The organism is Shewanella oncorhynchi (assembly GCF_012584455.1).
GTDB classification, from domain to species: Bacteria; Pseudomonadota; Gammaproteobacteria; order Enterobacterales; family Shewanellaceae; genus Shewanella; species Shewanella oncorhynchi.
Genome location: NZ_JABAEB010000006.1, coordinates 176,643 through 189,956, shown reverse-complemented (window position 1 = coordinate 189,956; position 13,314 = coordinate 176,643). Strand labels below are relative to the sequence as shown.

Genomic DNA, 13,314 nt, shown 5'->3' with positions numbered 1-13,314 from the left:
CATGACAATTGAAATAAATCAAGTTATTAGGCGCTTGGACCAAGGCGCAACGCTACCCTATATATGCGGTTGTAGTGATGGTGCTAAATATGTTGTGAAGGGGTCTAATACCACCAAAAACCAACTTGCTATCGAGCTAATTTGTGCTTTTTTATGTAAAGAATTTGGTCTGCCTATACCTGACTTTGCCCCTGTACGAGTGCCACAAGAAATTATAGACAGCGGCGCATTTCCAGATCTTGATATTGAGTGGTGTTTCGGGTCGATGTTTGTTGACGGCTTAACCGAAATGGTATTTAGTCAAATCGAAAATATTGACAAGCAAACCATGCTAGATTTGTATATTTTCGATTATTGGATAAATAATACTGATAGAAACCTTACAAGCTTGGGTGGTAATCCCAATGCCTTTATCGATATTAATCAATCATCACTAGTGATATTCGATCACAATTTAGCATTCGATAAAGATTTTTCAATTGCTAACCATAAAGATCTACACTTGGCATCTACCGTCTGGAATTGCGAACAAAAAAGGATGGATGATCGGCCAATTTATAGTGACCGGTTCGACGCAGTCATGTTGCACTGGCAAAAGTTTACTGATGATATTCCGTTGGATTGGTTCGATAGTGAAGCAGCAAAATCTAGCTTCCTTGATGCCATCAGGGTAAGATTACTTTCTTATAAAGACATTCAATTTTGGGAGGGGATAAAGTGACGGTTCTATGCCACTACGCCATCATTCGCTTTATGCCGTTCCTCGAAACGGAAGAATTTGCAAATGTAGGGGTGCTACTTTTTGCGCCGCAAACAGGTTATTCAGCTTTTAAACTTGCGCCAAAACGCTTTGCTCGAGTAACTGATTTTTTTGATGATCTTGACGGAAACATCTACCAAAAAGGCCTGCATATATTTGAGACAGAACTCCAACGAGTGACAGTAGATCATGCCTACTTGACGGGTAAAAGTCAGTTAGGCGTATTCCAAGAAGTTACCCGACTACGCGAAGGTGTTTTTCGATTTGGGAATATGTCAGCCATTTTTGCTGATGACCCTGCAAAAAAACTTGATGAACTTTATGACTATTTCGTCGGTCGTGACTTTGTTACCAAAGAGTACCGTGAACAAGTAATGGTAAAAACTTTGCGGGGCGGCTTACGCAAAAATGTAAGTGACATGCATTTTGTACAAAAGGAATTGACAGGCGAGCTCAATACAGCAATCAAAATGCCGCTAGTCGCCACTTTAGATACTTATCTAAAAGTAATAAAGCCACTTGCGTTTAACCACACGAAACCAATGAGCTTGCTGGAGCATGGTGAAAAGTGGATAGGACGAGCAAAACGACTGCTCAACAATGATACCGTACAACCGCAGCACATGCTGTTTACTGTAGAAAAGCCTACTAAATGTAAATATGACCTTGAAGCGGCCTACTTAGAGATTGAACGAGAAATGCTAAATTTGGGTGTAAACGTATTGCCATTTGCTGATAAACAAGCAATTTATCAATTTGCAAAACAACTACAAATACCAGATGAAAAGCCTTTCCAGTTAACCTAGTCCACTGTTAGCTTAAATAAAAGACAAAACCCGCGAAAGCGGGTTTTTTATGGCGCAAAATGCCTCTATCGTCGTGCCCATATCTAAATCGGACCAAATTTTATGGCTAGTAGCCAGACAACTTAATAATGATGCATTGATTATTATCCACGATTCCCCCCTCTAATCTTCAGCTCGATAAACACTGATTGCCTTATTGATACCTTCAAAAAGCTATTCATTATATTGCCCATCCATTTCCGACTCTCAAAATATCAACACTAATTTCTTAAGAATAATATACCAAAGAAAAAAATAATTCCATTTTGGTATTGACCACAAAATACCATATCGGTATATTTATCACGTCAGCGACATACCACTTCTTTACAATCTGGATCATGAACGACTGATAAATCTTTCGAGATTTACTCCCAATGGGTACTACCGAGGACAAGGAAATGATTCTAGCGAAAGTTCACACCACACCTAAGCAACGCGATGAGTTTCGTCTACTGGTTGCAATACGTTTTGCCTGCTTGATGTCGCTGGCCAAGGGCCACACCGACCCAATGGATTGCCCACGGGTGCAAGCCCGTTGCGCCGAGCTGGTAAAGCATTTTGCCTATCACCACCCCAGCGCCGCCTTTTACCGCCAGTTTATTCGCCACACGGGTGAACTCGGGCTCAATTTCAGCCTGCGCTTCACCGAGCCCCAACAAGGCTTATACGGCAAGGTGATGGTGTGGCGCAACGACTCGCTGGCCGTCACAAATGTGCATCCGCTGCACACTATGACGACAGCCACGCCAATCGGCCGCTAAGCAGTAGAGCCGCAGAGCCGCCGCACACATTCACGATTTAGGCTATCTAGGCAAAACAGCCAAGGCAAAGCAACCAAGGGGTGATGGTCCATATCCCGATAACGATAACGGCGACAGTTTCACCTTGTTGGAGGCAATTATGTTTTTTGTTTACGGCGTGTCCATGACCTTAGCGAAAAATCAAGCGGCCAAAAAGTGCAGCACCTCTGTGGGCGCGCACCCTAACCGCCGTCAACTGAGCCCCGACGAGTACCAAGCAAAGTTGGATGATATGGCGCAGCACTTGTTTGAAACCATGAAGCCACAACGCCTGTCGCATTCGTTATCAACGCCCGCGCTGTGCCAGCAATACATTGTTTTAGCCATGACCCAAGAAGCCCACCGCGATGTGCATATTCGCTATCACAAGCTGTCGGACAAGGTGAACCCCAAAACCAAGAAACCCATCATCAATCTGGTGGTGTTTAACGGCGAAGCCGCAGCGTAACGCAACCTAAGTGCAGTGAAAGCAGAGCAGAGAGCAGCCATGAAAATCATATTCAACAACAAATATTTAGCCATGTTAGCCGCATTTGCAGCCAAGCAAGATGTGCGCTATTACCTCAACGGCTTTCACGTAAAGCCTCATCCTGAAGATGGCGTAATCCTCACCGCCACCGACGGCCATACACTCGTTACTATTCACGATGTTGAGGGTGTTAGCGACGGCGAATACATCTTCCAAATCAGCAAAGCACTGTTGTCAGCGGCAAATGGAAAGCAAGTTCCATCACACAGAATGCCGACTAAAAACGTGGTGATCATCGACGGCATCGCCATGGTAACGGGGATTAGTGACATTCAAGATTGGTTAAATGACTTTGACGATATCAATGAGCACGCCGTTAGAGATTTAGTTACATACCTAGAGTTTATCAACCCAATAGACGCCCAATATCCTAATGCTGGTCGCTTATTCGAGCGCCTTAATAAACCTAAGTCTGTTAGTCAAATTGCCATAAATCCTGAGCTTTTTAGCCGTCTAACAAAGCTAAAACACAACCAGTTAGCAGGTGCCAATCTTTGTTTTTATGGTTCTGACTCTGCAGCTGTAGCAGTCATGGGTGCCCAACGTGAAATCGTTGTCATGATGATGCCAATGCGTACCGATCCAGCAGACCGCAGCAAACCACCAGAGTTTGTTCATCATTGCGGCCGTCAGCAACCCGCAAAATCGAAACCATCAAACAACACACCAACCACCGCCGCAGAACAACCAAGCGCCGCGTAAGCACGTTATTCACGAAAGAAGGAATAGAGCATGGACCACCCTACAAAAGCGCAATTTTTAGAAGATGTTGCTAACCACAAACTCACCATTCTTAAGGATGATGGGGTGTTCCGCCACATGGAACTCAGCCAAGGCAGCTTTGAGCATCGCTTTGAGATAACAACATGGCCGCAGCATTTGTGCATCAGTGGCGATATGGGTTGTTACGTATTTTCTCGGGTTCAGGACATGTTTTGCTTCTTTCGCCAAAGCGGTGATGACTGGGGCGTGAATGCGAGTTACTGGGAAGAAAAGGTACAGGCTGAGTGTAAAACCGATGGCACTCGTGAGTTTGATGCCAAGGAAGCCGATCAACGCCTTGAGCAGTTTTTGCAGTGGTTTATCGAAGGGCTCGACCCAACGAACGAAGAAGAGGCTGAGGCGATTAACAGCGCGACCAATGCTGTTAAGGAGTTTACCCAAAACCGCGAGAACGCCGAGTGGGATGTAGTTTATCGCCTCAATAACTGGGATGAAGAAGATGCGGGCGGCATGACGTTAGATGATTTTTGGGATGGCTGGAAAGACCGCTTCACCTATCGCTTTATCTGGTGCTGTTACGCGATCGTTTTTGCCATCCGCCAATACGACGAAGCCACCCAAAGCAAGGAGGCAGCATGAGCAACGAACATGATTTTTACGCCAAACATTACCCTTGGCTCAATGCAGATCAACGTGAGTGTTTTGATTTCCTTTGTGACATTCACAACGGTGGCAATCACATGTTTGGCAAAATCCAAGCCTGTGGTGATCACGGGTTATCAATCAACAGTACTAGCGCGCATTACATGTCTACCTTCGACTATAGCGCCCTAACGACTGCCGTCGTTCTTGCACATGACCGCATGATCCGCTTTCAAATCGAGCCATCGGGCCCACGCATGTTAAAGCTCGTTGCACATAAGCGCCATCAACGTGAAGGCCGAATGAATGAGCGTCACCCCACCATGGAAGACGCGATTAACAATGTAAGGAAGCAATACCCATGTGACGAGGTGGCAGCATGTTGACGTTAAGCACTGCCGATATCAGCGAGCTAGAGCAGAGCTTTGGATGCCAGATTTCATGCTCTAGCTGTATACGCACCATTTTTATCGTCTCAGACAGTGACATAGTCGCCGAATTATCAGCGGCAGGCTGGCAGCAAGCCATCAACGACAATGAGTTCTTTCCATGTGTCTGCCCAAGATGTGTTGCAGAACTTAAAGAAAACGAACTAGAACAGGGAGAAGCATGATGGATATGTGTTACTCAATGCCCGCTGTGATGGGCGTACAAGGTGGCAAAGTGTTTTACACCGTGATCATGTCGATGCGTGTACTGGTTCGTATGTTACGCATTGACGATGCCGGCAGTGTGCTCGACCGCAGCCAGCGCAAAGTTAACCCTGCCCGTGCTAAATCCATTGGCAATTACATGGTAACGAATCCAACAGGGTATTTTCTGCCAGGCATTATCGGCGTGGTTGAAGTGCCCACTGGTGGTGATGCGCCAAAGTTCGAAGCGTCCGAAATCAGCGGCGTGGTTGGTGTATTAAAAGTTGGCCTTGATTCGATTATCAAGTTGTTCGATGGCCAGCACCGCGCCACAGGTATCGCAAAGGCATTGGAAAAATCACCGGAGATTGCCCAAGACTCAATCTCTATCACCCTGTACATGAATTTATCGCTGCAAGAACGCCAGCAAGCGTTTACCGATATCAACCAAAATGCCAGCAAGCCGCCTCAAGGTTTGTCAGATACCTACAACCACAGGGATGAGCTATCAAAGCTCACCATGGATTTAGTGAAACAAATCGACTGGATGCAAGGCCGTGTTGATTTTGCGACAAACAAACCGACTGCACAGAGCGAATTTTATTGGTCCTTTAAACAAATTAAAGACGCCACGGCCATCATGCTGGGTACCAAGAAAAATTTTGAGCCCTATCACGCCACCCTTGCCTATGACTTTTGGAACACCATGGGCGCAGCAATGGAGTTGCAAACCCTTGGCAGTAAAGAGCGCGAAACCAGCTTATTTACCACCACAGTAATGCTTAAAGCGCTGGCGAGCGCCGCAAGCGAGGCTGAGTCCATCGGCCAACGCCACTGGCGCCACGCTTACCAAAACCTCGTTTGGAGTCGCAACAGCCAAGACTTTACTGGCCGCTGCATTTGCCCCAAAACAGGCAAGCTACTCGCCAACGCCGATGCCGTGACGCTGACATCAAACCTCATTCTTAAAACCATGCAGCAAAAGCTCGACCCCGTTCGCGCCAGCGTTGAAAGAACGTTTTTCCCTGAGGTGGCAGCATGAACCACTTACTCCCAGGCTTTGAATCACAAGAGCGCGTTGCGTTATTGCTGTCACTTACCCGCATTAGTTCACCCGAGGTGATTGCCGCATTAACGCTGCATTACACCAGCGCCCTACCCGCCGAACGCGCGGCCGCTCGCCACGGTATTGAGCTATCAAACTTTATGCGCGGGCAAAAGAAGTTAGAGCAAATCGCCGCCACGGTCGAGGCCATTAAAGCCATCGACTGGGCCAAGCTGCAATTAACTCATTTGCAATCAAGCGCTTTGCTAACAACTCCTTTGCAACCGAAGCAGGTGGCCTAAATGACTCAATCAGCGGCGTTTCGCCATCTGTTAAACCATTACCGTAGCCATAAGTTAAGCCTGTTACTCAAGGCCACAACGGGCGACAGCATCAAAATCGCACTGGCGCTCGGCGCACTAGATTGCCTGTACTGGCAAGCATTGGGCAACGGCTTAACCAACTTAGCCAAGGGCATTAGCCGCACCATAGTGTATTCGTACCGATATCACCCAATGCGCCTGCCCTGCCACCCGCCAGTCAGCCAAACCAGCGACAACCAAAACAAGGAGGCGGCATGAATACGTTCAGCACTAAAGCGGGTGTGGTCACGCTATCTAAGCCCTACTTCACCTTGATGTGCGATCAACAGCAAATCGAAGTGAAGTACACCCCCAACAACTACCACGGTTGGGGCATTTGTAAGTCTTTTAACGCCATCGAGTGCAGCGACTTCGGCCAAGCCGACGCCGAAGTATTTGCACTCAACGCAGAATCAAAACTCAGGATAAAAGGAGAAGCAGCATGAGCACACCCAAGATTAAAGCGTTTCAAGTACAAGAACATTGCGAGGGCGCAGCGTGCATTGTGTTTCATCAACATGCTGCCGCCGCTCGCCGCATAGGTGCGGGCGAACTCAATCTGACGTTTGAAGATGATATGTCGGTCACTCGCTGCCCTGAATATGACCAATACGCTGAGCAAGGCAACGTGCCTTATCAAGTGTTACTGGCCGATGGTTGGTGTTTTACCTGTTACCACTGCGGCCAGCCAATTAGAGCCGAAGACGATGAAGGCAATGCGACGGACATTGAAGCGGTGCTCTGCGTTGGCGAGGCGTTTTATTGCAACGCGGCGTGCCATTCACATAAGCAAGCTGACATTGCGCAGCACAATGCCAAGGCCGAAGCCTTTAAGCAACAGCTGTTATCACTGCGCCCTGATTTGACCTTCACGGCGTTTAACGGTGCATATCCACAGCTGTATTGCACTGCAACATTTACTTTTGAGGGTGCTCAATATGGCGGCTCAGTGGCCTATGACAAGGCTGGCGAGCTTGATTGGCGAGTATCAAACACTGATTTGCCCGCATGGCAAACATACCAAGCCCAGCGCCAAGGAGAAGCAGCATGAAGTCGATACAAGCAGCAACAGTTGAACGTGAAGAAGGTTATTGGACCCATCCAGATATGCCCGAGTGGGATGAAGGCGTAACCCGCGCAGAGTGTGAAGCATGGGCTGCACGCCAAGGCGGCGAGTTTGTGGCGATTTGGTTTGAACTCGATGCGCCTAAAAACTTAATCGAGCGCTACTTTGACGAGGGCGATAACGATATCAGCGATTGGAACCCCGTTTGCGACAAAGCCGGCTCATTCTTGCTGAGTATTCACGACACCGAAGATGGCCCCGTCGCACTGTTCTTCGCACCTAAGGATAAGGAAGCGGCATGAAGCAATCTGCAGTAATCAAAGACGCTTTGCGCCAGTGGTACACCCTGCCCCGCAAACAAGCCGGCAGCTGCCAACAATTTTTAAAACGACTCGCCGAGGAATTGGCAAAGGAAGGTAAATGACCAGACAGCAAAGAAAAGGGTTAAAGAGTAATTGCACCACAAAACTCAACGCTGAAGGCATTTATGTTCCTGCGATGGAATCGGCCTAAGGCCAAGTAAACATACAAACGTCATAGCAAATAAGAGAGGCTATTATGAAAAACACAGCAAAGTTAATGAAGGCACGCGAATGGGCTAGCCGCGAGTTCACTAAAGGATCAATGCCACAAAATAGAACCATTTCTACGTGGATATTGAAAGGTAAAATTCGTGGTGCCGTCATTAGTGGCACTGTCTATGTGTATGAGGATCAGTATTTTGGCGTTCCGCAGGTTGTCAGTAATGCGGTTATGCATCTGGTCGCGGAATCGGTGTAAGTATCATGGTGCGCCCAAAAAAGCCGGTAAATAAGCATCTTCCTTCATATCTAAGATATGAAATCGACTCTGGCGTTTACCGCTTTACCCTGATTAACGGTATTAGGAAATCACTGGGTAAAGATAAAATCCAAGCAATACAGATAGCAAATGAATATAACCGGATCATGCGCCCAAGTTCTGGGTTGATTGTAGATGACCTGATAAAGGCTTCTGGCGGTATTGAATCTGAGCAGCAACTTCCTTTTGCTGATCATGTTGACCGTTTGATGGAAATCATTTTCAAAGAGGAGTCACCCAGTAAGCAATTCGCTAGCACTATGCTAAACGATGCGTCGAGAGTGAAGGAGTACTTCAAGGCTATACCAAGCCAGGATATTGGCCTTGAGCATATTAATGGATTTCTTAACCAGTACCATCCTAACGCGAGTGCTAATGTGCATAATCGCAAACTGGGTTTCATTGAAAAGTTGATTAATTACGCCATTGATCAATCGCTGATGGTTGATAACCCTGCCGCCAAAAAGATGAAAAAGCGAAAAACCAAAGGCAAAGAACGCCAACGCTTAAGTTTGGATGCTTTCAAACTTATCCACGCTGCGGCGCCACTTTGGTTACAAACAGCAATGGAGTTAGCGCTTCAAGCATCGCAGGCAAGGTTAGAAATTTCTCGAATTAAGTACAGCATTAAAAAGCCTAAGGATGGGCAATGCGGCTGTATTTGGTTTGAGGCTCCGGTTGATGGGATCTATGGAACGCTGTTTATCCATAGGCAAAAAGTTGAGGAAAAGGAAGCTAGCCATGTCGCTATCCCTATTGGTCAGGAGATTAAAGGGATTATAGATAGAAGCCGTGATGGGATTTTATGCCCGTATGTTGTTCATCGGGTTCCTGAGCGAAATACTAGGCAAAGCGCTGAAACAAACCATCGTTATCAGCTTGATCCAAACTACCTTAGCAGAGCATTTTCTGCGGTAAGGGATGACATTGGATTATTTAGTCACCTTGAAGTTAATCAGCGGCCGACTTTTCATGAAATCCGCGCCCTATCTGCAAGATTGTTTTCGGATATGGGGATTGATCCTCAAGGCCGCATGGCGCATACCGATTCGAAGTCTACCAAGGTCTATGTTCGTGATCATTTGGAATGGACTGAGGTACCACATGCAGAGATTAACATGGCAAATTAGCCTAGAAAAACTAAGGCAAACGGGCCTGAATGGCCTCGGTTATTGAAAGCCTGTTTGACCTGAGTTCGACCATAGTTTGACCGCTTAAAAATGAATATTAAAATCGGATTAAAATAAAAAAACCTGCAAACTATTAAGTTTACAGGCTTTTTTATTTAGAATTTGGTCGGTATGAGAGGATTCGAACCTCCGACCCCTGACACCCCATGACAGTGCGCTACCGGGCTGCGCTACATACCGAATTTTTAAGTATATTGCATACCTGTGCTGACTTAGCTAAATATAGTTTAGCGATAATCTTTACGGCTTTTGCTCAATTACTTATCACCTAAGATACTGTTTATGGGGTTTATCTTAAGCGAGCCAGAACTGTAGCAATTGCCTCGCAACTGCGCAAGGGCTTCATTACATCTCTTTGATCAACTGCTTAGTTTATGTTCTGAATGACACAATTTTCGTCGATAATGATTGCTCGATACTGATTACGGCCATACTCAAACAGGATTTAGCTGCAGAACAGACATAATGACACCTGTTTACTAAATCATCATTCAATGCGAGTGCATATGGGCGAGTCGATACTCATCCATGCGCTCGAGTAGATATGGGAAAAAGGGATTCCATTTCTGTCGTAACATTTCAGATGCTGACACGCTATACAAGCCGCGCTCTCCGCGCGAAGCTGAGGCTCCGATTTGGATCCTATGTAAATCAGGCTGGATCACGGCGCCATAAAGCCCATCATCTATGCCAAAAGGTAGCGCAACATGGGATAAAGAATACACGCCTGCAGGCCAATATAAATCTAATATCCGCACGTTTTCACTGACCTGAGTGAGCACTTTACCCTGTGCGTCTATATCCTGTGTATCTAAATTCTGTTCATCTAAACCAAAGTATCGCGCCTGAACCTGCGTGGTTTCATTACTGATATTTTCCACCACAGTGCCGCGATAATGTAACTCAGGGTTATTAATGTTCGCCAACAAGCCCGCAAGCGGATCATTGGACACCATCTTGGCATTCACATCGAGTCGGTTCATATCAAACAGCACTAGCTCATGACCTTTTTCAGGCAACGTTTGATACAGATTATTCACCACCGCCGCAGTTGAAACCGTTGCGTCCACCACTGACTGAAAAGTGAGTATCGACGGAACTTGCGCCCGTTGCTGCGGCGTTAATCCTGCCAATAAACCTTGGTTACGCAGGGCTAATTGATAAACTACATCGCCTGCATTAACCGCAAAAGAGGTGTATTTAAAGGGATCGTACTCCACTTGAATACTGTTCCATTGCAGTTTATCCAGCTCCAACAATCGTCCTATCCAACTCTGCCAGCGTGCAGCCGCCGCAGATGGCGCTAGCCCTATCGCGGGAGAGATAAAAATCATTCCATCATAATCAGGGGCTTTATCATGGCTTATACGTTCTAACTCATGGTTCAGCGCGACGGCGGCACCCGTCGAAAAAGCCACCACAAATAATGGTTTATCTTTCAGAGTTTGCCGCATATGCGCTGTGGCTAAATTCACCGCTGCGGCCAGATCTTGCCAATAAAGCTCAGTCAATCCACTTGGAATCGTGCCATGTCCTGGCAGTCTTAAACCGAGCACATGGGCTTTACCTTTAAAGTGCACTGCCACATTGGATAGAGCATAGGGCGAATCCGACATACCGTGGAGCAGTAATACTCCAAATTCGGCATTAGCCACAGACCATTCATAACTGCGATTCCAGTTTTGTGGCCAATGGGCAGGATCAGACAAGCTATTTTTAACATAGCGATTCACTGGAGATAATTCAGAGGTAGGAATCTTCTGTACAACTTTGCGCTCAACTTCGCCGAATAAGCGGTCTTCTAGCGCTAAGTACTCATTAAAATTAGCGAGTTTAGTATTATAATGGAACTCATTTTCTAGCTCGACCGTATGCCAAAGTGACAGCTCAGGGCGCGTATTAAGAAAATAGATCCCTGTCGCGAGTAACGCCACCACTATGCCAGTACTCGCATACACTGCAGCTAAAAATAGGTGTTTTGTCGAACCTATGATGATAGCCTTCATCGCTGTTCCTACATGAAGATAAAATGTGCAACTAGATTATACGGGTAGATAAAAACATCCTTCAAACGTTTTACCGCGATAAAAACCACTTAAGCAGTACAATTTAATCACTCCAATTTAGTCACTTCAATTTAGTCACCCCAATTTACTCATCTCGCAATTTTATTAGCCGCATAGGCCTTAATCGGGTTAGGATCGAAAATAGTCTTATTCCAACGAAACTTATACACTCTCGATGATAATCGGTAATCCACACGCTAGGTTCGCCTACTATCTTCCTACCGCGCCGCTGGTACCTGAGAACTGGCATTACACTCAGCCAGACGCTGTCGCGACTCTTATAGCTCTCAATGGCAATCATTGGCGTAAGATCTTCACTATTATGGCCAAAATAAGTACGGTTGGAGATGACTGGCGCAGCTATCGTGACCAAGTGTTACTCAAGCAAAATGAAATGATCTGCATAGGCGCTATAGAGCTGATGGCAAACGCTAAGATTCATCTCATTGCGGGGCAAGTGGTCGCAAATGCTTTAGGGCTCACCATGTCCGTGAACGATTCCGGTGCGCAGCATTTAACTGCCCAAAATAAATCCATAACTGCACTTAAGCTGCCATCTTCGCTAGGACAGCATTTTTTACTCACGCCCTATTTGGATTATCGCCAATACCCAAACCAGCTGATCGCCCTGACACGGCAACACTTAGCAACGCCAGAGCCCCAACACAGTAAATAATTCCATTATGATTGTGGTAACGGCTGTCACCACAGCATTAGTCACCAAATAACAAAGGCATAAAAAAGCACTCGTGAACAGAGTTCAAACGAGTGCATATTCAAGGACGATTCAGGGTTAGTCGTAAATGGTTGGAATAGGCTGACGTTTATGCTGCGTCGCCTTATAAATACCAATCAACTTGTCCTCAACCGCCTTGCCAACGTCTTTACCCTCAAGGAAATCATCGATTTGCGCATAGGTTAAGCCAAGCGCGACTTCATCTTCGAGTAAGGGTTTATTGTCTTCTAAATCCGCGGTCGGCGCTTTATAGACTAACGATTCTGGCGCACCAAGATACGCGGCGAGTTGGCGAACTTGGCGTTTGTTAAGACCAAATAATGGCGCTAAATCGCAGGCACCATCGCCCCATTTAGTGTAAAAACCTGTGATATTTTCGGCGCTGTGATCTGTCCCCACCACAAGCCCGCCCACGAGTCCGGCGAGTTCGTATTGCGCTATCATCCGCATACGGGCTTTGACGTTACCCTTCACAAAATCAACCTTCGCCACATCGGGCAAAGGCAATCCAGCTTCGACTAACGCGGCAACGGTAGCGCTGTGCACGCCATCAACACCTTGATGCACATTCACAGTGACCAACTTAGAGGGCTGAATAAACTGACAGGCTAATTGCGCCTCATGCTCATCTTTTTGGATCTGATAGGGTAATCGCACAGCGATAAACTGGTAACCGCCTTGGCCATTTTCTTGGTTTAAACTGTCCACCGCCAACTGACACAAACGCCCAGCAGTAGAAGAATCCACCCCACCGCTGATCCCTAATACCAATGCCTTGCTACGCGCTTCTTTTAGTTTGGTTTTAATAAACGCGACACGACGTTGCACTTCGAACTCAGGCTCTATGGCCGTGAGTACTTTCATTTCTCTTAAGATTTGCGCTTTCACCGAAAATTCCACCTTAAATTATCGCTGTATTTGGACTACCTGAACCCAACTAACGTTAACATTTATTCGCAACTGCCTGTAGTTAAAATTAATGCTTAGTTAATTGATTATTGATAAACGCCATAAAAATAAGGGCAACAACGGTTTGCCGTTATTGCCCTAGCGTAAATCAGTCAGCTTAATACCA

20 protein-coding genes and 1 tRNA gene are annotated in these 13,314 nt (G+C 46.4%); 18 read left to right on the top strand and 3 right to left on the bottom strand.

The features are described 5' to 3' along the window. Position 1: 1 nt before the first annotated feature. The 17 genes from HGO26_RS11600 (at position 2) to HGO26_RS11525 (ending at position 9,377) form a co-directional block, all read left to right on the top strand. The gene (locus HGO26_RS11600) at positions 2-721 is read left to right on the top strand and encodes a HipA family kinase (protein WP_168825310.1); all 720 of its coding nucleotides are present in this window, start codon (positions 2-4) and stop codon (positions 719-721) included. Further along, the gene (locus HGO26_RS11595) at positions 718-1,566 is read left to right on the top strand and encodes a DUF3037 domain-containing protein (RefSeq protein WP_168825308.1); all 849 of its coding nucleotides are present in this window, start codon (positions 718-720) and stop codon (positions 1,564-1,566) included. Before HGO26_RS11600 ends, HGO26_RS11595 begins: the two co-directional genes overlap by 4 nt. 440 nt (positions 1,567-2,006) lie before the next feature. Further along, the gene (locus tag HGO26_RS11590) at positions 2,007-2,369 is read left to right on the top strand and encodes a hypothetical protein (RefSeq protein ID WP_168825306.1); all 363 of its coding nucleotides are present in this window, start codon (positions 2,007-2,009) and stop codon (positions 2,367-2,369) included. Between the two features lie 139 nt (positions 2,370-2,508). Continuing rightward, complete coding sequence (locus tag HGO26_RS11585; protein ID WP_006082041.1) at positions 2,509-2,856, top strand: hypothetical protein; 348 nt, start codon at positions 2,509-2,511, stop codon at positions 2,854-2,856. Between the two features lie 39 nt (positions 2,857-2,895). After that, positions 2,896-3,639, top strand: coding sequence for a beta clamp domain-containing protein (locus tag HGO26_RS11580; protein ID WP_168825303.1), 744 nt, complete (start codon positions 2,896-2,898; stop codon positions 3,637-3,639). A gap of 30 nt (positions 3,640-3,669) precedes the next feature. Further along, positions 3,670-4,299, top strand: a complete 630-nt coding sequence (locus HGO26_RS11575) for a hypothetical protein (RefSeq protein WP_168825301.1) — start codon at positions 3,670-3,672, stop codon at positions 4,297-4,299. After that, positions 4,296-4,688 carry a hypothetical protein gene (locus tag HGO26_RS11570; RefSeq protein WP_168825299.1) on the top strand — a complete coding sequence of 131 codons (393 nt, stop codon included), beginning with the start codon at positions 4,296-4,298 and terminating at the stop codon, positions 4,686-4,688. The genes HGO26_RS11575 and HGO26_RS11570 overlap by 4 nt, the downstream gene beginning before the upstream one ends. Further along, a complete protein-coding gene (locus tag HGO26_RS11565) occupies positions 4,682-4,915 on the top strand; it encodes a hypothetical protein (RefSeq protein WP_168825297.1) in 234 nt (77 codons plus the stop codon). Before HGO26_RS11570 ends, HGO26_RS11565 begins: the two co-directional genes overlap by 7 nt. Beyond that, complete coding sequence (locus HGO26_RS11560; RefSeq protein ID WP_168825295.1) at positions 4,912-5,976, top strand: DGQHR domain-containing protein; 1,065 nt, start codon at positions 4,912-4,914, stop codon at positions 5,974-5,976. Before HGO26_RS11565 ends, HGO26_RS11560 begins: the two co-directional genes overlap by 4 nt. After that, entirely contained in the window at positions 5,973-6,281 is a 309-nt protein-coding gene (locus HGO26_RS11555; RefSeq protein ID WP_012197003.1) for a hypothetical protein, read from the top strand. The genes HGO26_RS11560 and HGO26_RS11555 overlap by 4 nt, the downstream gene beginning before the upstream one ends. Continuing rightward, positions 6,282-6,560, top strand: coding sequence for a hypothetical protein (locus tag HGO26_RS11550; protein WP_168825293.1), 279 nt, complete (start codon positions 6,282-6,284; stop codon positions 6,558-6,560). Then, the gene (locus HGO26_RS11545; RefSeq protein ID WP_011847800.1) at positions 6,557-6,787 is read left to right on the top strand and encodes a hypothetical protein; all 231 of its coding nucleotides are present in this window, start codon (positions 6,557-6,559) and stop codon (positions 6,785-6,787) included. The genes HGO26_RS11550 and HGO26_RS11545 overlap by 4 nt, the downstream gene beginning before the upstream one ends. After that, positions 6,784-7,392 carry a hypothetical protein gene (locus tag HGO26_RS11540; RefSeq protein ID WP_168825291.1) on the top strand — a complete coding sequence of 203 codons (609 nt, stop codon included), beginning with the start codon at positions 6,784-6,786 and terminating at the stop codon, positions 7,390-7,392. The genes HGO26_RS11545 and HGO26_RS11540 overlap by 4 nt, the downstream gene beginning before the upstream one ends. Further along, positions 7,389-7,709, top strand: coding sequence for a hypothetical protein (locus HGO26_RS11535; RefSeq protein WP_168825289.1), 321 nt, complete (start codon positions 7,389-7,391; stop codon positions 7,707-7,709). Before HGO26_RS11540 ends, HGO26_RS11535 begins: the two co-directional genes overlap by 4 nt. Then, on the top strand, positions 7,706-7,831 hold the full coding sequence (locus tag HGO26_RS22465; protein ID WP_012089916.1) for a hypothetical protein: 126 nt from the start codon (positions 7,706-7,708) through the stop codon (positions 7,829-7,831). The genes HGO26_RS11535 and HGO26_RS22465 overlap by 4 nt, the downstream gene beginning before the upstream one ends. A gap of 134 nt (positions 7,832-7,965) precedes the next feature. Then, complete coding sequence (locus tag HGO26_RS11530) at positions 7,966-8,187, top strand: hypothetical protein (protein ID WP_012089465.1); 222 nt, start codon at positions 7,966-7,968, stop codon at positions 8,185-8,187. Positions 8,188-8,192: 5 nt separating this feature from the next. Then, the gene (locus tag HGO26_RS11525) at positions 8,193-9,377 is read left to right on the top strand and encodes a site-specific integrase (RefSeq protein ID WP_168825287.1); all 1,185 of its coding nucleotides are present in this window, start codon (positions 8,193-8,195) and stop codon (positions 9,375-9,377) included. A gap of 163 nt (positions 9,378-9,540) precedes the next feature. Here HGO26_RS11525 and HGO26_RS11520 read toward each other — a convergent pair. Beyond that, positions 9,541-9,617 (bottom strand) — tRNA-Pro (locus tag HGO26_RS11520). A 311-nt stretch (positions 9,618-9,928) separates the two neighbouring features. Continuing rightward, positions 9,929-11,443 (bottom strand): alpha/beta hydrolase, encoded by a 1,515-nt coding sequence (locus HGO26_RS11515; RefSeq protein WP_168825285.1) that lies wholly within the window; start codon positions 11,441-11,443, stop codon positions 9,929-9,931. A gap of 235 nt (positions 11,444-11,678) precedes the next feature. Here HGO26_RS11515 and HGO26_RS11510 point away from each other — a divergent pair, with 235 nt between their 5' ends. Then, complete coding sequence (locus HGO26_RS11510) at positions 11,679-12,179, top strand: DUF6942 family protein (protein WP_168825283.1); 501 nt, start codon at positions 11,679-11,681, stop codon at positions 12,177-12,179. A 117-nt stretch (positions 12,180-12,296) separates the two neighbouring features. On the opposite strand, the gene nadE is transcribed toward HGO26_RS11510, so the two are convergent. Continuing rightward, positions 12,297-13,127, bottom strand: coding sequence for an ammonia-dependent NAD(+) synthetase (gene nadE / locus HGO26_RS11505; RefSeq protein WP_168825281.1), 831 nt, complete (start codon positions 13,125-13,127; stop codon positions 12,297-12,299). Positions 13,128-13,314 lie beyond the last annotated feature (187 nt).